The organism is Streptomyces triticagri, from assembly GCF_003429565.1.
Classification (GTDB): Bacteria; Actinomycetota; Actinomycetes; order Streptomycetales; family Streptomycetaceae; genus Streptomyces; species Streptomyces triticagri.
On record NZ_QUAK01000060.1, the window covers coordinates 1 to 23,400 of the forward strand.

Below are 23,400 nucleotides of genomic sequence, written 5' to 3' on the forward strand. Positions count from 1 at the left end.
GCCCGCTGCGCCGCCTGCGCCACGGCCGGAGCGCCGGCGCCCGCCGCGACGGTGCCGGCCACCGTCCCGGACACCGAGACGGAGACGGAGACGACGACAGGGGCGACGACGGAGACGACGACGGGGGCGGAGACGCACGCGGACCCCGGCCCGGCGCAGGACCCCGAGCCCGCACCGGACTCCGATCCCGAATCCCGGCCGGACCCGGGCCCGGACTCGGACCCGGATCCCGAAGAGCCCCCCGCGACCGTCAGCCCCGTCAACAGCACTGCCGCAGCACCCTGGTTCGGCCCCCGCACCCCCGTACTCGCCGTCGTGACCGCGCTGCTCTGCGCGGCGCTCGCGGCCACCTCGGGCCTCCACCCCGAGACCGCCGTCTGGCTGCTCCTGCTGCCCGTCGGCGTGCTGCTCGCCGTGATCGACGCCACGGTGCACCGGCTGCCCGACCTGCTCACCCTGCCCGCGGCCGGCGCGGCCGCCGCGCTGCTCGGCCTCGCCGCCCTCGGCGACTCCGCGACCGGCTCCTGGACCACCGCCCTGCTCGGCGGACTCGGCCTGGGCGGCGCCTACTTCATCCTCTTTCTCATCCACCCGAGCGGCATGGGCTTCGGCGACGTCAAGCTCGCGCTCGTGCTCGGCGTCACTCTTGGGTGGTACGGCTGGGACAGCGTCGTCCGGGGCTTCGTGCTCGGCATCTTCTACGGCGGCGCCTACGCGTTCATCCTGCTGTCGTCCAAGCGGGCGGGGCGTCGTACGGCGATGCCGCTCGGCCCCAGCATGCTCGCCGGATCCTTCACCGCGCTGTTGCTCGGCGGTCTCGGAGTGTAATTACGCCACGCCGATGCACACGGCATCGCTCACGAAGGGTTATGGTGGAAACCCCCCCTCGGGCCGGTCCGTATCCCCCCCACGGACCGGCCCGTTTTTTCATGCCCGCGGCGAGCAGTCCCCGCACCCCCTCAACCCCCGCCGTCCGGACGGCCTTTAGGGTCAGGTGCATGTCGAACGACCAACCGCCCTACGGAAACCAAGGGCCGTACGGAAACCAGCCCCCGTACGCAGGCCAACCCCCGTACGCAGGCCAGCCCCCGTACGCAGCCCAGCCGCCCCACGGCGCTCAACTCCCTTACGGGCAGCCCTTCATGCCGGCGATGCCGGGCTCGGTGCGCGCCGCGCAGGTCCTCACCTACGTCATGGGCGGTCTCGCACTGCTCGGCACGGTCGTCGTCGGCGCGAGGTACGGAGCTCAGCCGGCCGGAGCGACGGTCGGCTCCAACATCTTCACGTTCGTACTGCTCTTCCTCGGCCTGACCTACGGCAAGAACGCCGGCAGCGGCACCCGGATCGCCTCCATCGTCCTGGCGAGCCTGCACATCCTCGCGGCCCTCGGTGCGGCCGCCAACGGCCGCACCGGCGGACTGCTCCCGCTGCTCTGCGCCATCGCCCTGATCGTCCTGCTCAGCCAGCGCAGCGCGGGCGCCTGGTTCAAGCGCCCCCGGTACGCACCGCAGCCGGGCCACCCGGGCTCCTTCCAGTAGGACCAGACAGGACACCGGCGGCCCGGCCGCGCGCGGCGGATCAGCTCCGGCCGGCCCAGATGTTGGTGCCCGGAGTGGACACCGCGAAGGTGTCGATCTCGGTCAGCTCGTCGGCCGTGAGCTCAGGACCGGCGAGCGCCGCCACGTTCTCCTCCAACTGCCGCACGCTGGACGCCCCGATCAGCGCGGAGGTCATCCGCTCGTCACGCAGCACCCAGCTCAGCGCCAACTGCGCGAGCGACTGACCGCGCCGCTGCGCGATGTCGTTCAGACCGTTGAGCCGCCGTACGACCTCGTCCGAAAGCAGGCCCGGGTCGAGGGACTTGCCCTGCGTGGCCCGCGACCCCTCCGGAATGCCCTTCAGATACTTGCCGGTGAGCAGCCCCTGGGCGAGCGGCACGAACGAGATGCAGCCCATGCCCTCCGCCTCCAGGGCGTCCAGCAGCCCGTCGTCCTCGGTCCAGCGGTTGATCATCGAGTACGAGGGCTGGTGGATCAGCGGCCGCACCCCCATCTCCTTGAGCAGCCGGGCCGCCTCATGGGTCTGCTCGGCGTTGTACGAGGAGACGCCCACGTACAGCGCCTTGCCCTGCTGCACGGCGGACGCGAGCGCGCCCATCGTCTCCTCGAGCGGGGTGTCCGGGTCGAAGCGGTGCGAGTAGAAGATGTCGACGTAGTCCGTCCCCATCCGCTTCAGGGACGCGTCGAGCGAGGAGAGCAGATACTTGCGCGAACCCCACTCGCCGTACGGGCCGGGGTGCATGAGATATCCGGCCTTGGTGGACAGGACCAGTTCGTCCCGGTACGGGGCGAAATCCTGCCGCAGCAGCTTGCCGAAGTTCAGCTCGGCGGAGCCGGGCGGCGGACCGTAGTTGTTGGCCAGATCGAAGTGCGTGACCCCGAGGTCGAAGGCGCGGCGCAGAATGGCCCGCTGCGAGTCGAGCGCGCGGTCGTCGCCGAAGTTGTGCCACAGGCCGAGCGACACGGCGGGCAGTTTCAGGCCACTGCGACCGGAGCGGCGGTACTCCATCGAGTCGTAGCGGTCCTCGGATGCGCGGTACAAAGAGGCGTCGTTCATGTGACGAAGCTACGTCAGAGGTGCCCGTACCCGTGGTCCCGGATCCTTCGCGCACAGCGGTAGTGTGTCGCCCTGGACACTGCCGGGCGTGCCGGATCGAGTGACTTCCGACCTCGAGCGACCTCCGCACCGACCACCGGACTGCCGTCTGCACAGAGGGGCTGAAGAGAGTGAACCTGCGCGACCTGGTCTACCGGCTGTACGCACGCCGGGTCGAAGGCCGCCTCGACCACGCTTCCGTGCCCAAGCACATCGGTGTGATCATGGACGGCAACCGCCGCTGGGCACGCGCCGCCGGCAGCACCGCGGCGCAGGGTCACCGGGCCGGCGCCGACAAGATCGGGGAGTTCCTCGGCTGGTGCACCGAGACCGATGTCGAGGTCGTCACCCTCTGGCTGCTCTCCACGGACAACTTCGACCGCCCGCAGGAGGAGCTCGTGCCGCTCCTCGAGATCGTCGAGGGCGTGGTCCGCACCCTCGCCACCGACGGCCGCTGGCGGGTCCGCCACGTCGGCACCCTCGACCTGCTGCCCGCCCCGATGCAGAGCGCCATCAAGGAGGCCGAGGAGAGCACGGCCCATGTCGACGGGATAGTGGTGAACGTCGCCGTCGGCTACGGCGGCCGCCAGGAGATCGCCGACGCCGTGCGCTCCATGCTCCTCGACCACTCCGCCAAGGGCAGCAGCCTGGAGGCCCTCGCCGACATCGTCGACACCGACATGATCGGCAGCCACCTCTACGCGAGCGACCAGCCGGACCCCGACCTCGTCATCCGCACCAGCGGCGAACAGCGCCTCTCCGGCTTCATGCTCTGGCAGACCGCGCACTCCGAGTACTACTTCTGCGAAGTCTTCTGGCCCGCCTTCCGCAAGGTCGACTTCCTGCGCGCCCTGCGCGACTACGCGGCCCGCCACCGGCGCTACGGCGCCTGACGGTCCCGTCACGGGGAGACACGGACGGCGCACCCCGCGCACGTCCGTGACAACCGTCACCCCGATTTCACTCACCCGCCGTCACAACCGGTGGCATGGCATCGGGTGTTCGAGGGAATATCCCTTCCAGATCGGAGCCCGCACCAAGGGGCTCCGCATCTCAGCGGACGGTACGTGACCGTCCGCCCGGGAGGCCCCTTGCACCAGAAGGACCGTACGCAGTACGGATCGCGGAGGGCCGGAGCTCGGCCCGCATGGGAGCCAGAGCCCGGTCCAGTCCCCCGCGACGCCGTCGCTCCCCGACCTCATCCGAGGGGGTACGTCCTTCCGTGGTGACCAGCACTAAGCGCCGCATGCCCGACAGGCGCACCTATGTTCTCGACACCAGCGTCCTCCTTGCCGACCCGGGCGCCCTGGCCCGCTTCGACGAGCACGAAGTGGTGCTCCCCGTCGTCGTGGTCACGGAGCTGGAGGCCAAGAGGCACCACCCCGAGCTCGGTTACTTCGCCCGGCAGGCGCTGCGCCTGCTCGACGACTACCGCGTCCGGTACGGCCGCCTCGACGCCCCCATCCCGCTCGGCGACCTGGGCGGCACGCTGCGCGTCGAGCTCAACCACTCGGATCCCGGCGTGCTTCCGGCCGGCTATCGAATGGGGGACAACGACTCACGGATCCTCGCGGTCGCCCGCAATCTGCAGGCGGAGGGGTACGACGTCACGGTCGTCTCCAAGGATCTGCCGCTCAGGATCAAGGCCTCGTCCGTCGGCCTGCTCGCCGAGGAGTACCGCGCCGAGCTCGCCATCACGGACTCCGGCTGGACCGGCATGAGCGAACTGACGCTCTCCGGCGAGCAGGTGGACCTGCTCTTCGAGCAGGGCTCCGTGCTCGCGCCCGAGGCGGCCGAGCTGCCCGTGCACACCGGACTCACCCTGCACTCCGAGCGCGGCAAGGCACTCGGCCGGGTCGCGCCGGAAGGGGACGTACGACTGGTGCGCGGCGACCGCGAGGTGTTCGGCCTCAAGGGCCGCAGCGCCGAGCAGCGCATCGCGCTCGATCTGCTCCTCGACCCGGACATCGGGATCGTGTCGATGGGCGGCCGGGCCGGCACCGGCAAGTCGGCGCTCGCGCTGTGCGCCGGGCTCGACGCCGTACTGGAGCGCAGGCAGCACAGCAAGGTGATGGTCTTCCGGCCGCTGTACGCGGTCGGCGGGCAGGAGCTCGGCTATCTGCCGGGCACCGAGGCCGAGAAGATGGGCCCTTGGGCGCAGGCGGTCTTCGACACCCTGTCCGCGGTGACGAGCCGTGAGGTGATCGAGGAGGTGGTGGGGCGCGGCATGCTCGAGGTGCTGCCGCTCACCCACATCCGCGGCCGCTCGCTGCACGACGCGTTCGTCATCGTGGACGAGGCCCAATCCCTGGAGCGGAACGTCCTCTTGACCGTTCTGTCCAGAATCGGGGCGAATTCCCGGGTCGTCCTCACGCACGACGTGGCCCAGCGGGACAATCTCCGCGTCGGCCGCTACGACGGAGTCGTCGCCGTGGTCGAGAAGCTGAAGGGCCATCCGCTCTTCGCCCACGTCACGCTCACCCGCTCCGAGCGTTCGCAGATCGCGGCCCTCGTGACCGAAATGCTGGAGGACGGTCATATCTGAGGCGTAGTACACCAGTTGGCCGAATTGCGCGCCGCCCGGCAAAGGCGAAGAGCCTAGCCGGGCGGCGTCGTGACACGCGCGCATTTCCTCAAAACTCCTGGGTCAAACGGAGTGTGAGCTTTAACACGCAACGCAGAATTGCCTCGAGGCGTCCGCTTCCGGCAGAGTCTGGGTCCTGTCAGGCCCCGCATGCGGCACACCGGTACCCCCAGCGGTATCGCACCACACAAACTTCATAGCGCCGCTGCATGCCACCCGAGCTCCAAGAGGCCGCCCGCATCACAGGGTTGCCCCACCGGGTCCGCGCCTCCCGTGACCGTGTATCAGGGGGAGGCCAGTGTCAGGGGCACGATTAGCGCCCGCCGGGTCACCTCTCGGGCGATGCTGGAAGGAAACCGTGTGAGCCGGATTTCGGTCCGGGGATTCGCAGTGGCATCCGCCACCGCGGTCACCACCGTCGGTGCTGTCGTCGGCGTTGCCTCGGGCAACACCGAGTCCTCCAACGACATGGAGGCAACGGCGGCCGACGGCGCGACTCTCCTCGCTGACATTCCCGCAGGCCAACAGGCCGAGGTGCAGACGGATTCGCTCGCGCACCAGGCACAGGCCCAGGCCGTCGCGGCCGACTCGGCAGCCCTGAAGACGGCGGAGCAGTCCGCGCGTCAGCAGGCCGCCAAGGACGCGGTCGCCAAGAAGGAAGCGGCCGAGAAGAAGATCGCCGACGAGAAGGCGGCCAAGGCCCGCGAGGCCGAGGAGAAGGCGAGCCGCTCCGAGGCACGCTCTCAGGCCACCGCCGACTCGGGCGACTTCGCGCCGCAGAGCTCCTACAGCGTCGCCGAGGTCCAGGCGATGGCACGGCAGATGGTGCCGGGCGACCAGTTCCAGTGCTTCAGCAACATCGTGGACCACGAGTCCACCTGGAACTACAAGGCCTCCAACCCGTCCTCGGGCGCGTACGGCCTCGTCCAGGCCCTGCCGGGCTCCAAGATGGCCTCCGCCGGCGCCGACTGGCAGACCAACCCGGCCACCCAGATCAAGTGGGGCCTGAACTACATGAACGACCGCTACGGAAGCCCGTGTGGCGCCTGGGACTTCTGGCAGGCGAACAACTGGTACTGAGTCGCCCGCCGCACCGAGGTGCACGCGCACTCAACTTCCTGAAGCCCTCCACCGTCCTTCGGTGGGGGGCTTCGCGCGTGTACGGTCGTCGAGACGGAAATCCGGGGGCATTGTCGTGGGGGGAAAAGGAAAGATCATGTCGAGACTGCCAGGGTGGTTCGGCCGGCTCGGCGCCGGACTGACGCGCGCGGGGGAGCGGTTGGAGGAACGCCGCGAACGCGCCGCCCGTGAGGTGAACGACGACGTGCCCGACGACCGCACCCCGGACCGGCCCACCGCCACCCCCGATACCGCGAAGCACCACGGCGCGAACGGCGACGCAGGCGACGACGAGGAGACCGGCCCCGGCACCCAGGTCCCCGCACCTCCCGACTACGCCCCCGCCATAGCGGCCAGGCCCGAAGCCGCCGCGGCCGTCCCCTGGGGACTGCGCGTCGCCGCCGAGGCCGGCTGGCGCCTGCTCGTCCTCGCCGGAGCCCTCTGGGTCCTGATGCGCGCCATCAGCGCCGTCCAGCTCGTCGTACTCGCCTTCGTCGCCGCGCTGTTGATCACCGCGCTGCTGCAGCCCACCGTCGCCCGGCTCAAGCATCTCGGCCTGCCACGCGGGCTCGCCACCGCCGTCACCTTCATCGCCGGCTTCGTCATCATGGGCCTCGTCGGCTGGTTCGTGGTGTGGCAGGTCATGGAGAACATCGACACCCTCTCCAACCGCGTCCAGGAAGGCATCGACGAACTCCAACGGTGGCTCCTGGAAAGCCCCTTCCACGTCACCGAGGACCAGATCAAGGACATCGCCAAGAACCTGCGGGAAGCCGTGGGCACCAACACCGAGGAGATCACCACCGCCGGACTCGAGGGCGTCACCGTCATGGTGGAGATCCTCACCGGCATCCTCCTCGCGATGTTCTCCACCCTCTTCCTGCTCTACGACGGCAAGCGCATCTGGAAGTGGTGCCTCAAACTGGTACCCGCCCAGGCCCGCCCCGGCGTCGCCGGAGCAGGACCCCGCGCCTGGCGCACCCTCACCGCCTATGTGCGCGGCACGGTGATAGTGGCCCTCATCGACGCGATCTTCATCGGCCTCGGCATCTACTTCCTCGATGTGCCGATGGCCGTGCCGCTCGCCGTCTTCATCTTCCTCTTCGCCTTCATCCCGCTCGTCGGCGCAGTGATCTCCGGCGCACTCGCGGTGGTCGTCGCGCTCGTCACCCAGGGCGTGTTCACCGCCCTGATGGCACTGATCGTGGTGCTCGCCGTGCAGCAGATCGAGGGCCACATCCTGCAGCCGTTCATCCTCGGCCGTGCCGTACGGGTCCACCCGCTGGCCGTCGTCCTCTCCGTCGCCGCGGGCGGCCTGATCGCCGGCATCGGGGGCGCCGTGGTCGCCGTACCGCTGGTGGCCGTCACCAACACCGTGGTCGGCTATCTGCGCGCCCACGCGGCCGAGCAGTCGCTCCGCAACTCCCCACCGCCGCACGGCGCGACGGTCGCCGACGTCGCACCGACGCCGGCGCCCGGCACCCGCCCGGAGGACTCCCCGGACGCAGTCTGACGGGCAGGCGCGGGTCAGTCAGCCGCCTCCACGCGGACCGGATCGCCCTCGCGGATCGTGGCGAGCAGCCGCGGATCACCGTCGAGGGCGCCGAGCAGATTGCACGGGCTCGCAAGCCGGCACTCGTCCCCGCGCGAGATCGGAGTCGGCCCGTACGGCAGCGCGAGCGCGTCACCGTCCGTCCAGAACGCCACGGTGCCGGGCTCGACCACCTGCTGGGCGTCCGCCTCACGGGGCACGCTGAACCCGGCGTCGAAGTACACCTCCTCGCCCCAGACATGAGCCGCGGCGGAGACGGGCAGAGCCTTCTCCAGCGCGCGCGTGGTCGGGGTGTCCTCGAGGGTGGCGTGCAGTCGGCCGGCAGGCCAGGAGATTCGGATACGCATACCGGCGATTCAACAAGATGTTGAAATTCTTGGGAAGGGGTCCCGCGCCCCCGGCCCTCGTACGGCGAAGGGCCCCGCCGCACGGCGAGGCCCTTCGAATCCGGTCGTACCAGCCGCGTCAGACGCCCGCAGCCTCCGCAAGGACCGACTCGGAGTCCAGGGTGGCACCCACCGCCTGCAGCACCGCCGCGATCTTCACGGCCTCCTGGATCGTCTCCCGGTCGACACCGGCCTTGCGCAGCACCTGCTCGTGCGAGTCCAGGCACTGGCCGCACCCGTTGATCGCCGAGACGGCCAGCGACCACAGCTCGAAGTCGACCTTCTCCACACCGGGGTTGCCGATGACGTTCATCCGCAGACCCGCGCGCATCGTGCCGTACTCCGGGTCGGAGAGCAGGTGACGCGTGCGATAGAACACGTTGTTCATCGCCATCACGGCCGCGGCCGACTTCGCCGCCGTGTACGCCTCGGGCGACAGGTTCTGCCGAGCCTCGGGCTCCAGCTCACGCAGCACCCGCGGCGAGCGCGAGGCGATCGCGCAGGCGAGCACCGTGCCCCACAGCTGCTGCGGCGGCAGATCGGAGTTGCCGATCACCGAACCCAGGTTCAGACGCAGGTCCTTGGCGTAGTCCGGGACGGCGGACTTCAGTTCGTCGAGTGCCATGTCGTCGTATCCTCGCTCACTCGCCGGAGAGCAGCGCGACCGGGTCGAGGGTGTCCTCGCCCTTGGACCAGTTGCACGGGCACAGCTCATCGGTCTGCAGCGCGTCGAGGACCCGCAGGACCTCCTTGGGGTTACGGCCCACGGAACCGGCGGTCACCATCGAGAACTGGATCTCGTTGTTCTGGTCCACGATGAACACGGCACGCTGCGCGAAGCCGTCCTCGCCCTCGACACCGCAGTCCCGCATCAGCTCGTGCTTGGAGTCGGCCAGCATCGGGAAGGGCAGGTCGCGCAGGTCGTCGTGGTCCTTGCGCCAGGCGTGGTGCACGAACTCGGAGTCACCGGAGACACCGAGGATCTGCGCATCACGATCGGCGAACTCGCCGTTCAGCTTCCCGAAGGCGGCAATCTCGGTCGGGCAGACGAACGTGAAGTCCTTCGGCCAGAAAAACACCACGCGCCACTTGCCCTCGTAGGACTTGTGGTCGATCTGTGCGAACTCCTTGCCGGCCTCGAGCGAGACGCAGGCGGTCAGATCGTACGTGGGGAACTTGTCACCGACAGTGAGCACGCGCTCTCCTTGCAGCGGTGGAATGCCCCGATATCGGGCTATTCCATGAGGGTTGGACCGCTCTGATCCTGGCACGGCGAGTATTGATCAAAGAAATAGCTACACTCGATGCCGCTGATCGGCAGCGCATATCAATCGGAGGGTGTGGCAATGGGGCGGGGGCGGCAGCCGAGTCTGGCGCAGTTGCGGGGGTTTGTGGCGGTGGCGGAGCATTTGCATTTTCGGGATGCGGCCGCTGCTACGGGGACGAGTCAGCCTGCGCTGTCCGGGGCGGTGTCGGCGCTCGAGGAGCTGCTCGGGGTGCAGTTGGTGGAGCGTACGACGCGGCGGGTGATGCTGTCGGCGGCGGGGGAGCGGCTTGCGGTGCGGGCCCGGGCGGTGCTCGAAGCGGTGGGGGAGCTGATGGAGGAGGCCGAGGCGGTGCGGGCGCCGTTCACCGGAGCGCTGCGGCTCGGGGTGATACCGACGGTGGCGCCGTATCTGCTGCCGACGGTGCTGCGCCTCGCCCAGGAGCGCTATCCGGATCTCGATCTGCAGGTGCACGAGGAGCAGACGGTGTCGCTGGTGGAGGGGCTGCGGTCGGGGCGGCTTGATCTGCTGTTGCTGGCGGTGCCGCTCTCGGTGCAGGGGGTCACCGAACTGCCGTTGTTCGACGAGGACTTCGTGCTTGTGACGCCGTTGGATCACTGGTTGGGCGGTCGGGAGGGTATTCCGCGTGAGGCGTTGCGGTCGCTGGATCTGCTGTTGCTCGACGAGGGGCACTGTCTGCGTGATCAGGCGCTGGAGATCTGCCGGGAGGCCGGCCGTGACGGGCAGCCGGTGACGACGACGGCGGCGGGGCTGGCCACGCTGGTGCAGTTGGTGGCGGGTGGTCTCGGGGTGACGCTGCTGCCGCGTACGGCGGTGTCGGTGGAGACGAGCCGCAGCAGTCAGCTGTTGACCGGGTACTTCGCGGAGCCGGCGCCGACCCGCCGGATCGCGTTGGCGATGCGTACGGGCGCGGCACGCGGCGCCGAGTACGAGGACTTCGCGGCGGCGCTGCGTGCCGCGCTGCGGCCGTTGCCGGTGCGGGTGGCGGAGCCGGATCCGGTGTCCGCGCGGTCGGGCGCGGACACCGGTGTGCTCACTCCGTCCTGAGGCCGTCGGGCCGCATCAGGCGGATCAGCGGCGGGAGGCTCAGTGCCGTCACGACGAGGACGACGGCCGCGCCCGCGGCGGTCATGGCGCCGACCGAGGTCCAGTCCGGGGAGATGGGCCGGGACACCATCTTCAGGAGTACGGAGCCCAGGGTGATGCCGACGACGGTGGCGAGGGTGAGGCCGAGGGCGACGGGCAGGGCGGTCTGCCAGAGCACGGAGAGGCTCAGGGTCCGCTTGCGGGTGCCGAAGGCCACCAGGGAGGAGAGCAACTTGCGGCGTTCCCGCAGTTGTTCGAGCTGGGATACGAGCAGGCTCGCTCCGATCAGGGCGAGGACGGCGACGGCGCCGACGTAGAGGCCGGTGCGCAGGGAGGCGAAGCGTTCGGTCTCCTCGTCGGCCGCGTAGACGTAGACCTCGGTGAGTGGGGATGCGGCGGCTCCGGCGTTGCGCACCCGCTCGGTGACGTCCGGGTCGGAGCCGTCGGTGTTGACCCAGATGGCGCCGCTGCGGATCGGCAGCCCGTCGGCGGGGACGGCGCCGGTGGTGGCGAGGAGGCCGGTGTTGAGGTAGCCGTCGGGGCTCTTGCGGGGCGTGACCTCGCGGATCTTGGCCGGCAGTTCCCAGGCCGGGTTCTTGCCGTGGAAGCGGTTGTTCATCGGGTCGACGTAGAGGCGTTTGCCGGGCTTGGCGAGCCGGGCCGCCTCGGTGTCGTCGCCGTAGTCCTTGCTGCGCGGGATGACGAAGACGTCGCCGTCCTTGCACGAGGGGAGTTTGGCGATCTCACGCAGGGCGTTGCAACTGCCGATGTGGGCCAGGGCGTTGGAGTCGGCGTCCTTGGGGCGCTCGGCGACCGACGCGGTCATCAGTGGTTCGGAGACCTTGGTGACGCCTCGGGTCTGCTGCAGGCGGCTGCGGGTCTCCCGGGCCTGCTGCTCGGCGCGTTCGGAGTCGGGTACGTGCACCTCCATGTGCGCGCGGCTGGTGTCCTGGCCGGTGGGGTTGGTGTAGTCGCCCTCGACGCCGGCGAACATCATCTGCAGGGCGATGGCGCCGGCGACGGCGACGGCGATGCCGTTGACCATGCGGGCGGCGGTGCCGCTGCTCAACTGCATGCGGCGTACGGCCAGTTGCCAGGAGAGTGAGCCGCGGCCGAGGCGGGCGACGACGGCTTCGACGAGCCAGGGGAGGAGTGCGGTGATGCCGACGAGGAGGAGGACCACGCCGCCGGTGACGAGCCATTCGTTGAAGCGGCCGCCGTCCCGGCCCTGTCCGATCATCGGGTAGAGGAGGGCGAGTCCGCCGAGGGGCAGCAGCAGGCGCCACCAGAGTTTGCGCCGGGGCTGCTTGGCGGTGCGGACCACGCCGAGCGGTTCGATGACGACGCTGCGCAGGGCGAAGAGGGTGACGGCGACGGCGGAGGCGGGTACGGCGATGCCGACGAGCAGGGCGAGGGCCGGGCTCGGGTCGAGGTCGGCGGGGAAGACGCTGACGTCGACGACTTCGATGTCGGCGGCCGCGGCGCGGGTGATCAGGAAGAAGCCGGTGCCGAGTACGAGTCCGAGCAGCGAGCCGGCGAGGGATTCGCCGGCGGCGATGCGGCGGGTCATGCGGCTGTCGGCGCCGATGAGGCGGAGTGCGGCGAGCCGGCGGTCGCGGCGTTCGCCGCCGAAGCGGACGGCGGCGGCGATGAACACTCCGACCGGCATCAGGAGGACGACGAAGACGAGCAGGGTGAGCAGCACGATCACCGGGTCGAATTCGTCCTGGCCGGGTTGGGCCGGACCGAAGTGGTCGATGCGTTCGGTCGGATAGCCGGTGGGTTCCAGTTTCTCGGCGCCTGCGTAGTAGGCGAGTTCGCCGGGTCCGATGAGGCCGGTGTCGCTGATGGTGCCGACCTGGCGGTCGGGGAGCCGGTCGGCGAGGAGTTTGCCGTCGTCGGACTCGAGGAGTTCGGCGAGGGCGGGGGAGACCACCATCTCGCCGGGCTTCGGGTACGCGGACACTCCGGGCGGCAGCGGTGCTTTCGGTCCGTCGGGTGCGACGAGGCGGCCGCGGATGTTCTTGTCGCGGTATTCGGTGTCGACGGCGGAGACGACGAGGGTGTCGTCGGCGGCGGGCATCACCTTCTCGGCGAAGCGGGTGTCGTTGCGTGCGTCGCCGCGGGCGTCCCGGGAGCTGAGCGCGCTCGGTATGGCGGTGGTCACCAGGAGCAGGCAGACGCCGAGTCCTACGCCGATCGCGGTGAGGGCGGTGCGTACCCAGGCCTCGCGTCCGCCGGTGACGGCGAAGCGCATGCCGAGGCCGAGGTCGCGGGTCCAGGTTCGGGGGTTGTTCATACGGCGTGCTCCATGTCCCGCGAGCGGCCGTCGCGTACGACGATCTCGCGGTCGGAGTAGGCGGCGACGCGGGCCTCGTGGGTGACGAGGACGACGGCGGCGTTGGCGGAGCGGGCTGCTTCGGTGAGCAGTTGCATGACGCGTTCGCCGTTGAGGGAGTCGAGGGCGCCGGTGGGTTCGTCGGCGAAGACGACGCGCGGGCCGGTGACGAGGGAGCGGGCGACGGCGACGCGCTGGCCCTGGCCGCCGGAGACCTCGCCGGGTCGTTTGGCGGCGACGTCGTCGACCTCGAGGCGCTCCAGCCAGCCGAGGGCGCGGCGTTCGGCGTCCTTGCGCTTGGTGCCGGTCAGGCGCAGTGGCAGGGCGACGTTCTCGACGCAGGTCAACTCGGGTACGAGCTGGCCGAATTGGAAGATGAAGCCGAATTCGCTGCGGCGCAGTGCGCTGCGTTCGGCGTCGCTCATCGCGGAGAGTTCGCGGCCGTCGAAGTGGATGGTGCCGGCGTCGGGTGTGACGATGCCGGCGAGGCAGTGCAGGAGGGTGGACTTGCCGGAGCCGGAGGGGCCCATGACGGCGACGGTCTCGCCGGCGTGGATGGAGAATCCGGCGTCGTCGAGGGCGGTGGTGGGGCCGTAGGTCTTGCGGAGGCCCTCGGCGACGAGGAGGGAGCCTGCGGGGATCATGCGTTGACCGCCTTCGCGAGTTGTCCGAGCCGGGCGGTGGTCAGTTCGAGCCAGCGCAGATCGGCCTCGAGGTGGAACAGGGCGTGGTCGCAGATGAGTTGGTCCGCGAGGTCGCCCTTGCGCTTGCGTTCGGTGAGGGCGCGCATCATCCGCAGGTGTTCGGCGCGCTGTACGTCGAGCAGGTCGCCGGCGTCGCGTCCGGTGAGCAGGGCGAGGACGACCTTGGTGTAGAGCGTGGAGGTCAGGTACGGCTCGGGCTTCTCGGGTGAGGCGAGCCAGCGGCCGACGTCGGTGATGCCGGCCTCGGTGATGGCGTACCGCTTGCGTTCGGGCCCGTCGCCCGCCTCTATGCCGTCGACCTCGACGAGGCCGTTCTTCAGGAGGCGGGACATCGTCGAGTAGACCTGCCCGTAGTGCAGGGGCTTGTCGTGGCCGAACTTCTCGTCGAAGGCGCGCTTGAGGTCGTAGCCGTGGCGTGGGCCGGACTCGAGGAGTCCGAGCAAGGTGTGACCGATGGACATGCGGAGCACTGTACACGGGGTGTATACCGCTTGTGTATACCCCCTGTGTATATCTCTCGGGACCGTGCGGGACAGTGCCGGACAGCGCAGCGCCGGGGCCGCGACCTGCGGCTTCCCGGCGCCGACGGTTCCTTGCGTCCTCCTGCCCGTGGTTACTTGTTCTTCTTGAACGTCACCGTCTTCGAGTCGCCTTCGCGGTCGTAGTTGCCGCCGAAGCCCCAGTTCTTCCAGCCGCCGTCGCCCTTGTTGGTGATCGTGCCGTCGTCGATGGCGAAGACGTCGACGCCGTCGACCTCCGCCAGGTGCTCGAGCCCGGACACCTCGGAGAAGGAGATCTCGTCGAAGTTCTTCACGGTCACGATGTTCTTGTCGGGGAAGCTCTTTCGGTACTCCTCGACCAGCGACTGGTTCAGCTCGGACTTGTCGCCGGGCACCTTGCCGTCGTAGTCCGTGCCGGGGTACTTGCTCTTGTCGGTGTCCGTGTACTTGGGTGCGCCGTCGTTGAAGTTGACCTTCTCCGTGCCGGTCTTGTCGGCGGTGTTCTTCAGGTCGGCGGGGTCCGGGGTGTCGAACTCCACCTCCATGCCGTCGCGCTCGAACTCGCCGTAGATCGCCCAGTTGTTGAAGCCGCCGTCGCCGTCGTTCTTGAACTTGCCCTTGTCGAAGACGTAGACGTCGAAGACCGCGCGGCCCGACTCGATGTCGTTGCCCTCCTCGTCGTCGTGGTACTCGGTGGAGTTCAGCCGGTACCTGCTCTTGTTGATGAACTGGTCCGGCTCCTCCTCCCAGTGCGACTTCTGCTCGGAGTGCATGGCGACCACGTTGTAGTCGGGGTAGCAGCGGCGCATGTCGTTGACGAGCATCCGGACCGCCGCCGACGATCCCTCGTTGTCCAGCGGGCTGTACGTGTTGTAGTAGCGGCTCCGGTCGGGCGGCTCCTGGCCCTCGACCTGGCAGCCCTCGTCGCCGGGCTTCCAGTCCTTCTTGCGCTTGGGGCGGGCCCGCTCCTCGAAGGTGACGGTCCTGCGGTCCTCGCTGACGTCGAAGTTCCCGTAGAAGGCACGGTTCTTCCAGCCGAGGTCATTGCCCTCGGCCCAGGTGAACTTGCCGGTCTTGAAGGCGTAGATGCGGTACTTCTGGCCGCTGATCTCGACGGTCTGGATCATCGCCGAACCGTCCATCTCCTGGAGGTTCCCCTCCTGCGGCTTGGCGATGACGATGTTGTAGTCCGGCAGGCAGTAGGCGAGGTCGTCGAGCGCCGCCTTGACCCGCTTCTCCTTGTTCTTCTCGTTGTCGATCTTGTCGATCACGAAGTTGACCAGCTGGGAGTAGCCCCAGGCGGCCGCCGTGCTCGCGGGGCCGTTGCCGGGGACGGAGACGTTCGAGTTCGACGAGCGTTCCTGGGGGGCGTTGCACAGGCTGGGCAGGGTGTTGCCGTTGTCGTCGCCCGGTTCGGCGTTCTCGTCCGGCTGGTCGGAGGCCGGCTCGGTGTCGTCGGCGGGGTCGATCTGCGGTCCGTCGCCGCCGGGCTTGTCGCCCCTGCCGCCGACATCGTTGTCCCCGCCGTCGCTGTCCCCGCAGTCGTCGCCGGTGCCCAGGATGCGGCAGACCGCCCCCGAGGTGGTCGTGGACACATCGCCCGGCATGTTCAGTGCGACGACCGCGGCGACCACGGTGGCGATCACCCCCAGGATCGCCAGGTACTCGGCGGTGCCCGCGCCGGTGTTCGCCGCTAAAGCACGCCTTGTTGCGCGCATCCGGGCGCTGTCTCTCGCGTCGTCTCTTGCGTAATCGCTCGTGTGGTCGGTCACGGGCGTGTCACCTCGTCCGTCGCTCGCTCGCCGGCGTCTCCGGGGCACGACGCCCGCGGGAGGGCCGCACCGTAGCGACGGCGGGGATTCACGGGACAGGGCTCAAAGGCCCAGACCAGGGCCCAAAGCACAGCTGGGGGCCAATCGGGCACGAAGGAACGGCCAAACGGGCGCGAGAAGCGGTGGAACGGGCGGGCAAACGGGCGCTCAGGGAGCCGGATCCCCGTCCCCCGGCGGGGACTTGGGCGGCCGGCCGCGCCGCGGAATGGGCCCTGCGGAGCCGGGGAGCCGCCCCGCCTCCTTGAGGGAGCGCCGCAGCAGGAACTCGATCTGCGCGTTCGCCGACCGCAGTTCGTCCCCGGCCCACCGCGCGAGCGCCTCGTACACCTGAGGGTCGAGCCGCAGCAGGACCTGCTTGCGCGCCTGGCTGCCCCGGCGCCGGCCTTGCGCGGCCGGTGCCGGGGCGGACTCGGGATCGGGGGGCGGTGCGGCCCCCGGCGATGCGTCGCTCACTGGTAGAGCGAGCCCGTGTTCATGACCGGCTGCGGCGACCGGTCCCCGCACAGGACCACCATCAGGTTGGACACCATCGACGCCTTGCGCTCCTCGTCGAGCTCCACGATGTCCTGCTCGGTGATCCGGGCGAGCGCCGCCTCGACCATGCCGACCGCGCCGTCCACGATCTGCCGCCGCGCGGCGACCACCGCGCCGGCCTGCTGGCGCTGCAGCATCGCCGAGGCGATCTCGGGGGCGTACGCGAGGTGCGTGAAGCGGGACTCGATGATGTGCACGCCGGCCGCCTCGACCCGCGCGGACAGCTCCACCGCGAGCTTCTCGGTGATCTCCTCCGCGTCCCCGCGCAGCGAGAGCCCGGCCTCGTCGTGGGCGTCGTACGGGTACTCGATGGCGATGTGCCGGACCGCGGCCTCGGTCTGGGTGGAGACGAACTCCAGGAAGTCGTCCACCTCGAAGGTGGCCTGCGCGGTGTCCTCGACCTTCCACACCACGACCGCGGCGAGCTCGATCGGGTTGCCGTAGGCGTCGTTGACCTTCAGGACGGCCGTCTCGTGGTTCCGCACCCGAGTGGAGATCTTGGTGCGGGTGGTCAGCGGATTGACCCAGCGCAGGCCGTCGGTGCGGATCGTGCCCCGATACCGGCCGAAGAGCTGGACCACGCGGGCCTCGCCCGGCGCCACCATGTTCAGGCCGCACATCGCGAGGAAGGCGGCGATCGCCACAAGGACGCCGACGATGATCAGTGTGACCTTGACCGCGTTCGACCCGGAGGCGGCGCCGGCCACGATCAGACCGGCGCCCCCGACGAGACCGATCAGCCCGAGCAGCAGGGCTAGTCCGCCGCCGATGGAGTGCGCCTGCTGCTCACGGACCCGGGGCGCGGGCATCTCGGGACCGGTGCTCGCCCCGGCGGCGGCCTCGGGCGTGGGTGGGGTGTCGTGCTGTGCGGACATGGTCGTCCCCCGTTCCGTATCGGCGCGCAGGCGAAGTCCGGCGCGCTTCCGTCGACTTAGCAAACTGCTATCACTTTACCCGACACGGCAACCCTTCGCACCTCTCGATCGTCGGTTCCCATAGGAGTGGGTGCTGATTGTCACGTCCCGATACGACCGCATTGGGAGCACTTGACCCACTTGGCCGGTGTTAGCTTCATGAGCTGACCCGGGGGGAGCCGAACTGACTGGAGCGACAGGGCAATGGGCCGAGCGGACGGACGACGAACGAGGCAGGGCGGGGGTGCACGCCGGGCGGAACGGTCCGGCGGGGGCATACGCCGCGTCTTCTCGCTGAAGCGGATACTCGGCACCCTCTTCACCCTGGGCCTGATCGCGATGGTGGGCTTCATCGGCCTCTACCTCTACGTGGACGTGCCCGCGGCCGCCGAGGACGCCAAGAAGCAGAGCAACGTCTACAAGTACAGCGACGGCACCGTCCTCGCCCGCACCGGCGACGTCAACCGCGAGATCGTCGGCCTGGACCGGATCCCCAAGGACGTCCAGAAGACCTTCGTCGCCGCCGAGAACAAGTCCTTCTACAAAGACGCCGGCGTCGACTTCAAGGGCACCGCCCGCGGTCTGATCAACACGGTCTCCGGCAAGGGCAAGCAGGGCGGCTCGACGATCACCCAGCAGTACGTCAAGAACTACTACCTGAACCAGGACCAGACCGTGAGCCGCAAGCTCAAGGAACTGGTCATCTCCCTGAAGGTGGACCGCAAGAAGTCCAAGGACGACATCCTCGCGGGCTACATCAACACCAGCTACTACGGCCGCGGCGCCTACGGCATCCAGGCCGCCGCCCAGGCCTACTACAACAAGGACTCCGACCGCCTGACCGTCGGCGAGGGCGCCTACCTCGCGGCCCTGTTGCAGGCCCCGAACCAGTACGACTGGGCGGTCGCCACCGACAAGGGCAAGAAGCTCGCCAAGGCCCGCTGGAACTACGTACTCGACAACATGGTCGAGGAGAACTGGCTGGACGCGGGCGAGCGCAGCGGCCTGAAGTTCCCCGTGCCGGACAAGCCGAAGCCCGCCAAGGGCCTGAAGGGCCAGTCCGGTTACCTGGTCGAGGCCGCCAACCGGCAGCTCATGGACCAGGGCGTCACCGAGGCCGAGATCGAGGCCGGCGGCTGGACGATCACCCTCAACGTCGACCGCAAGAAGCAGAAGTCCCTGGAGAAGTCGGTCAAGCGGACCCTCACCGACAAGCTCGACAAGGACCAGCGCAAGGTCGACGCCGCCGTGCAGGCCGGCGCCGTCTCCGTCGACCCGAAGACCGGCAAGGTCGTCGCGCTCTACGGCGGCGAGGACTACGCGCAGCACTACACGTCCAACGCCACCCGCCGCGACTACCAGCCCGGCTCCACCTTCAAGCCGGTCATCCTCGCCTCCGCCCTGGAGAACGACGCCAAGACCCAGGACGGGCAGCCGATCCGCGCCGACACCGTCTACGACGGCACCAGCGGCCGCCCCGTCAAGGGCGGCAAGTCCGGCTACGCCCCGCCCAACGAGGGCAAGAAGGACTACGGCGACATCACCGTGCAGCGCGCCATGGACAACTCGGTCAACTCGGTGTTCGCGCAGATGGGCGCCGACGTCGGCATGGACCGCGTACAGCAGACCGCGTCCGACCTCGGCATGCAGAAGATCAGCCAGGACCCGGCGATGACTCTCGGCTCGATGGGCGCGAGCCCCATGGACATGGCAGGCGTCTACGCCACCCTCGACAACCACGGCAAGAAGATCACGCCGTCCATCGTCAAGAAGGCCACGCACAAGGACCGCCCGGACGACGTGCAGCCCGAGCCGGTCGGCGACCAGGTGCTCAAGCGGCAGACCGCCGACTCGGTCACCTCGGTCATGCAGGGCGTCGTCAACGACGGCACCGGCTCCGCGGTCGCCTCCGGCAACTACGAGGCGGCGGGCAAGACCGGCACATCCGACAACAACGTCTCGGCCTGGTTCGCCGGCTACACCCCCGAACTGGTCACCGTCGTCGGCATGTTCGGCGAGGCCCCCGACCCGCAGGTGGCCGAGCTGAAGCGGCCGGGCGGCGGCAAGGCCAAGCAGTACGACCACGTCTCGCTCGCCGGCGCGGGCGGCGACGGCAAGATCCACGGCAGCGGCTTCCCGTCCCGGATCTGGGCGGCGTACACCCTGGGCGCCCTGGACGGCGGCTCGGACGCACGCTTCGACCTGGACACCGACATGGGCACGGGGGTGGCGCCGCCGCCGGATCCGACGCGGAGCGAGGAGGAGCCGGACGAGCCCGATGAGCCGGCCGAGACGCCCGAGGCCCCGGACCCGCCCGACGACGAGCCGGACGAGCCCGAGCAGCCGAGCGAGACACCGGAGCCGCCGGTCACCGACGAGCCGACCTTCACACCGCCGACGGAGGACCCGGAGGACCCGAGCCGCCCGAGCGACGGTCCCTCGATCCCGGAGATCCCGGACCGCCGGCAGCGCTGAGCGGGGCGGTCGGAGCGGGAGCGGGGCCGCTCAGGCCCCGTTCACCCCCGCCGCGACCCGGTCGCCGAGGTCCTTGTCGACGTTGCGCCAGTACTGCAGCGCGCGCTCCAGGACCGGCGCGGAGACGCCGTCCGAGAGATGCCCCACGATGTTGGAGACGAGCCGGTCGCGGGCGGCGTCGTCGAGCACCTGGCGGACCATCGTGCCCGCCTGCCCGAAGTCGTCGTCATCGCGGTGCAGCGAGTACGCCTCGCGGACCATCTCACCGGCCGCCTCCCAGCCCGCCGGCTCCCCGGCCATCGCCGGGTCGGCCGCCGGACCGCCGTAGGAGTTCGGTGCGTACACCGCGCCCACCCGGTTCGGCTCGAAGCGCATCGGGCCGTCCTTCGCGTACGAACGCACCGGGACGTGCGGCCGGTTCGGCGGCAGCTGCGCGTAGTTGGGGCCGATCCGGTACCGGTGGGTGTCCGGGTAGGAGAAGATCCGGCCGAGCAGCATCTTGTCCGGTGACGGGCCGATGCCCGGCACCATGTTGGACGGCTCGAAGGCCGCCTGCTCGATGTGGACGAAGAAATCGTCCGGGTTCCGGTCGAGCCGCATCCGGCCGACCTCGATCAGCGGGTAGTCGCCGTGCGGCCACACCTTGGTCAGGTCGAAGGGGTTGAAGCGGTAGTCGGGCGCGTCGTCGAACGGCATGACCTGCACATGCATCGTCCAGCTCGGTGCGTCTCCGCTCGCGATCGAGTCGAAGAGATCGCGCCGGTGCACGTCCGCGTCCCGGCCGGCCAGCTCGTCCGCCTCGTCCTGGGTGAGGAACTCGACGCCCTGGTCGGTCTTGATGTGGTACTTGACCCAGAACTTCTCGCCGCCGCCGTTGATCCACATGTACGTGTGCGACGAGTAGCCGTTCATGTGCCGGTACGTCTTCGGCAGCCCGCGGTCGCCCATCAGCCAGGTCACCTGGTGCGCCGACTCCGGCGACAGGGACCAGAAGTCCCACTGCATGTCGTGGTCGCGCAGACCGCTGTCGGGCCGCCGCTTCTGCGAGCGGATGAAGTCCTGGAACTTGATGGTGTCCCGTACGAAGAACACCGGCGTGTTGTTGCCCACCAGGTCGTAATTGCCCTGCTCCGTATAGAACTTGAGGGCGAAACCGCGCGGGTCGCGCCAGGTGTCGGGCGAGCCCTGCTCACCGGCGACGGTCGAGAAGCGGGCCAGCATCTCGGTCCGCTTGCCCGGCTGGAAGAGGTCGGCCTTGGTGAACTGGCTGACGTCGTTGGTCACTTCGAAGGTGCCGTACGCTCCCGAGCCCTTGGCGTGCACCACTCGCTCGGGGACCCGTTCGCGGTTGAACTGGGCCATCTTCTCGATGGCGTAGTGGTCGTGCAGCAGGATCGGGCCGTCCCGCCCGACAGTCAGCGAATGCTCGTCGCTCTCCACCGGAATGCCGGCGTTCGACGTGGTGAACGGATCCTTGTGCGGTGCCTCGGTCACGAGCCTGCCTCCGTCCAAGAGGAGATTGGGTCGCTTCGTCCACCTCGCCAGTCAACGCTTCCGACGAGCTGTCGGCAACATTTCGCAGCCCCGATTTGTCCGATCTCGGACTCGGGCCCCGGCGGCGGACCCCTGCCGCGTACCCCAGCGACGCAAGCTCAGCCGTCAGCCGTGGTTCAGCTCGAACCAGACGACCTTGCCGGTCGAGAGCCGCGTCGCGCCCCAGCGCCGGGCGAGCTTGTTCACCAGATACAGCCCGCGGCCGCCCTCGTCCGTCGCCCGGGCCTGCCGCAGCCGCGGCAGCTGCGGCACGTCGTCGCCCACCTCGCAGCGCAGCACGTCCGTACGCAGCAGCCGCAGCGTCACCGGACGTGACGCATAGCGCACGGCATTCGTCACGACCTCGCTGACAAGGAGCTCCACCGAGTCGGTCAGCTCCTCGAGCCCCCAGCGGCTGAGCGCACGGCGGGCGAGCCGCCGGGCCCGCCCCGGCGCCGAGTCCTCCGGCTCCAGATACCAGTACGCGACATCGCTCGGCGCGATCCCGTCGAAGCGGGCCGCGAGCAGTGCGATGTCGTCGTCGCGGTCCCCGGGCCCCAGCATGTCGAGCACCTCGTCGCAGAGCGCCTCGAGCGGCGGCGAGTGGTCGGGGCCGGTCAACTGGGCGGTGGCGGCGAGCCGTTCACGTAGCTGCTCGATGCCCGTCCACACGTCGCGGATCCGCGACTCGACCAGGCCGTCGGTGTACAGCAGCAGCGTCGCCCCCGCGGGCGCGTCCAGCTCCACCGACTCGAAGTCCACCCCGCCCACACCGATCGGAGCGCCCGCCGGCACCCGCAGCACCTCGGCCCGCCCGCCGATGTGCAACAGCACCGGCGGCGGATGCCCGGCGTTGGCGATGGTGATGCGGTGCGACACCGGGTCGTACACCGCATACAGGCAGGTGGCCATGCGGTCCGAGCCGAGCCGCTGGGCCTGTTCGTCGAGATGGTGCAGGACCTCCTGCGGCGGCAGATCGAGCCCGGCCAGGGTCTGTGCAGTGGTACGGAGCTGACCCATGATCGCCGCGGACGTCATGGAGTGCCCCATCACATCGCCGACGACCAGGGCGACCCGGCTGCCGGGCAGCGGGATCGCGTCGTACCAGTCGCCGCCGACCCGGGCGGTCTCGGCGGCCGGCAGATAGCGGCTGGCGAGCCGCACCCCGGTGGGCTGCGGCAGGGTCTCCGGCAGCATGGTGCGCTGCAGCTCGTCGGCGATGTACGCCTCGCGGCCGTACAGCACGGCCTTGTCGATGCCGAGCGCGGTGTGCGTGGCCAGCTGCGCGGCGACAAGCAGATCGTCCGCCTCGAAGGCCGGCTTGTCGGAGCGCCGTACGAACACCGCGGCGCCGATCACCCGCCGCCTGCCCCGCAGCGGGGCCAGGATCGTGCGCTGACCGGCCGGCACTCCGCGCCCAGGGCCCAGCAGCTCGGGCAGTGCGTCACGAGCCGTCTGCCCGTCCGTGAACACCGGCCTGACCCCCCGCAGCACCTCGGCGAGCGCCCCGCCCGAGCGCACCTCGCAGAGCTCGGCACCGGCCGGCATGTCGGGCTGCAGCTGCGCGGACGGCAGCAGTGCCGCACCGCCGTCGGTGTCGGTGTCCTCGCCTATCAGGCGCAGCCGGTCGGTGCGCCTCAGCCGCAGCACCATCGGCCCGATCGGCCGCTCGTCGCCCACCGGCAGCGGATCGCGCAGATACACCAGGATGGCGTCGGAGAACGTCGGCACCGTCGCCCGGCACAGGCCCATCACGATCTCGTCGAGGTCGATGCCGCGCGCGATGCGCCGCGTCGCCGCGCCCACGAAGCGCAGCCGGTCGCCCTCGCGCCGCTCGCCCTCGAGGCGGGCCGCCCGGTCGGCGACGGTGCCGGCCAGCTCCTCGCCTGCCGCGCGGGGCCG

Annotated in this window: 20 protein-coding genes; 8 read left to right on the forward strand and 12 right to left on the reverse strand. The window is 69.8% G+C overall.

Translation table 11 applies throughout. The features are described 5' to 3' along the window. Window positions 1–51 precede the first annotated feature (51 nt). Together DY218_RS10735 and DY218_RS10740 are read left to right on the forward strand one after the other, a co-directional pair. Complete coding sequence (locus tag DY218_RS10735) at window positions 52–828, forward strand: prepilin peptidase (RefSeq protein ID WP_233521488.1); 777 nt, start codon at window positions 52–54, stop codon at window positions 826–828. A gap of 170 nt (window positions 829–998) precedes the next feature. Next, the gene (locus DY218_RS10740; protein ID WP_128555721.1) at window positions 999–1,538 is read left to right on the forward strand and encodes a hypothetical protein; all 540 of its coding nucleotides are present in this window, start codon (window positions 999–1,001) and stop codon (window positions 1,536–1,538) included. Window positions 1,539–1,578: 40 nt separating this feature from the next. On the opposite strand, the gene mgrA is transcribed toward DY218_RS10740, so the two are convergent. Continuing rightward, the gene (mgrA, locus tag DY218_RS10745) at window positions 1,579–2,616 is read right to left on the reverse strand and encodes an L-glyceraldehyde 3-phosphate reductase (RefSeq protein WP_128555722.1); all 1,038 of its coding nucleotides are present in this window, start codon (window positions 2,614–2,616) and stop codon (window positions 1,579–1,581) included. A 170-nt stretch (window positions 2,617–2,786) separates the two neighbouring features. On the opposite strand from mgrA, the gene DY218_RS10750 reads away from it, so the two are divergent. The 4 genes from DY218_RS10750 (at window position 2,787) to DY218_RS10770 (ending at window position 7,871) form a co-directional block, all read left to right on the forward strand. Next, window positions 2,787–3,548 (forward strand): isoprenyl transferase, encoded by a 762-nt coding sequence (locus DY218_RS10750; RefSeq protein WP_128555723.1) that lies wholly within the window; start codon window positions 2,787–2,789, stop codon window positions 3,546–3,548. A gap of 329 nt (window positions 3,549–3,877) precedes the next feature. Then, on the forward strand, window positions 3,878–5,200 hold the full coding sequence (locus DY218_RS10760; protein WP_128555725.1) for a PhoH family protein: 1,323 nt from the start codon (window positions 3,878–3,880) through the stop codon (window positions 5,198–5,200). Window positions 5,201–5,599: 399 nt separating this feature from the next. After that, entirely contained in the window at window positions 5,600–6,319 is a 720-nt protein-coding gene (locus DY218_RS10765) for an aggregation-promoting factor C-terminal-like domain-containing protein (RefSeq protein WP_128555726.1), read from the forward strand. 136 nt (window positions 6,320–6,455) lie between these two features. Next, window positions 6,456–7,871: an AI-2E family transporter gene (locus DY218_RS10770; RefSeq protein WP_128555727.1), complete on the forward strand. Its 1,416-nt coding sequence runs from the start codon at window positions 6,456–6,458 to the stop codon at window positions 7,869–7,871. 14 nt (window positions 7,872–7,885) lie between these two features. On the opposite strand, the gene DY218_RS10775 is transcribed toward DY218_RS10770, so the two are convergent. The 3 genes from DY218_RS10775 to DY218_RS10785 all read right to left on the reverse strand — a co-directional run bounded on the left by DY218_RS10775 (window position 7,886) and on the right by DY218_RS10785 (window position 9,492). Beyond that, window positions 7,886–8,257 (reverse strand): cyclophilin-like fold protein, encoded by a 372-nt coding sequence (locus DY218_RS10775; protein ID WP_128555728.1) that lies wholly within the window; start codon window positions 8,255–8,257, stop codon window positions 7,886–7,888. A 118-nt stretch (window positions 8,258–8,375) separates the two neighbouring features. Continuing rightward, a complete protein-coding gene (locus DY218_RS10780) occupies window positions 8,376–8,921 on the reverse strand; it encodes an alkyl hydroperoxide reductase (protein ID WP_128555729.1) in 546 nt (181 codons plus the stop codon). Window positions 8,922–8,937: 16 nt separating this feature from the next. After that, complete coding sequence (locus DY218_RS10785) at window positions 8,938–9,492, reverse strand: peroxiredoxin (protein ID WP_128555730.1); 555 nt, start codon at window positions 9,490–9,492, stop codon at window positions 8,938–8,940. A 150-nt stretch (window positions 9,493–9,642) separates the two neighbouring features. On the opposite strand from DY218_RS10785, the gene DY218_RS10790 reads away from it, so the two are divergent. Beyond that, window positions 9,643–10,629, forward strand: a complete 987-nt coding sequence (locus DY218_RS10790) for a hydrogen peroxide-inducible genes activator (protein ID WP_128555731.1) — start codon at window positions 9,643–9,645, stop codon at window positions 10,627–10,629. Here the strand turns inward: DY218_RS10790 and DY218_RS10795 are convergent. From DY218_RS10795 to DY218_RS10820, 6 genes are all read right to left on the reverse strand, one after another. After that, window positions 10,616–12,967 (reverse strand): ABC transporter permease, encoded by a 2,352-nt coding sequence (locus tag DY218_RS10795; protein ID WP_128555732.1) that lies wholly within the window; start codon window positions 12,965–12,967, stop codon window positions 10,616–10,618. The genes DY218_RS10790 and DY218_RS10795 overlap by 14 nt on opposite strands. After that, a complete protein-coding gene (locus DY218_RS10800) occupies window positions 12,964–13,650 on the reverse strand; it encodes an ABC transporter ATP-binding protein (RefSeq protein WP_128555733.1) in 687 nt (228 codons plus the stop codon). Before DY218_RS10800 ends, DY218_RS10795 begins: the two co-directional genes overlap by 4 nt. Next, window positions 13,647–14,171: a PadR family transcriptional regulator gene (locus tag DY218_RS10805; protein ID WP_128555734.1), complete on the reverse strand. Its 525-nt coding sequence runs from the start codon at window positions 14,169–14,171 to the stop codon at window positions 13,647–13,649. Before DY218_RS10805 ends, DY218_RS10800 begins: the two co-directional genes overlap by 4 nt. A gap of 152 nt (window positions 14,172–14,323) precedes the next feature. Further along, window positions 14,324–15,928: a hypothetical protein gene (locus tag DY218_RS10810; protein ID WP_128555735.1), complete on the reverse strand. Its 1,605-nt coding sequence runs from the start codon at window positions 15,926–15,928 to the stop codon at window positions 14,324–14,326. 261 nt (window positions 15,929–16,189) lie between these two features. Beyond that, window positions 16,190–16,495 (reverse strand): hypothetical protein, encoded by a 306-nt coding sequence (locus DY218_RS10815; protein ID WP_407703599.1) that lies wholly within the window; start codon window positions 16,493–16,495, stop codon window positions 16,190–16,192. Continuing rightward, on the reverse strand, window positions 16,492–17,451 hold the full coding sequence (locus DY218_RS10820; RefSeq protein WP_128555737.1) for an SPFH domain-containing protein: 960 nt from the start codon (window positions 17,449–17,451) through the stop codon (window positions 16,492–16,494). Before DY218_RS10820 ends, DY218_RS10815 begins: the two co-directional genes overlap by 4 nt. Window positions 17,452–17,694: 243 nt before the next feature. Here DY218_RS10820 and DY218_RS10825 point away from each other — a divergent pair, with 243 nt between their 5' ends. Continuing rightward, a complete protein-coding gene (locus DY218_RS10825; protein ID WP_128555738.1) occupies window positions 17,695–19,965 on the forward strand; it encodes a transglycosylase domain-containing protein in 2,271 nt (756 codons plus the stop codon). A gap of 30 nt (window positions 19,966–19,995) precedes the next feature. Here DY218_RS10825 and DY218_RS10830 read toward each other — a convergent pair whose 3' ends face one another. Both DY218_RS10830 and DY218_RS10835 read right to left on the reverse strand, forming a co-directional pair. Then, window positions 19,996–21,459, reverse strand: a complete 1,464-nt coding sequence (locus tag DY218_RS10830; protein ID WP_128555739.1) for a catalase — start codon at window positions 21,457–21,459, stop codon at window positions 19,996–19,998. 165 nt (window positions 21,460–21,624) lie between these two features. Continuing rightward, the coding region (locus DY218_RS10835) for a SpoIIE family protein phosphatase (protein WP_233521487.1) at window positions 21,625–23,400 on the reverse strand (1,776 nt) is incomplete at its 5' end.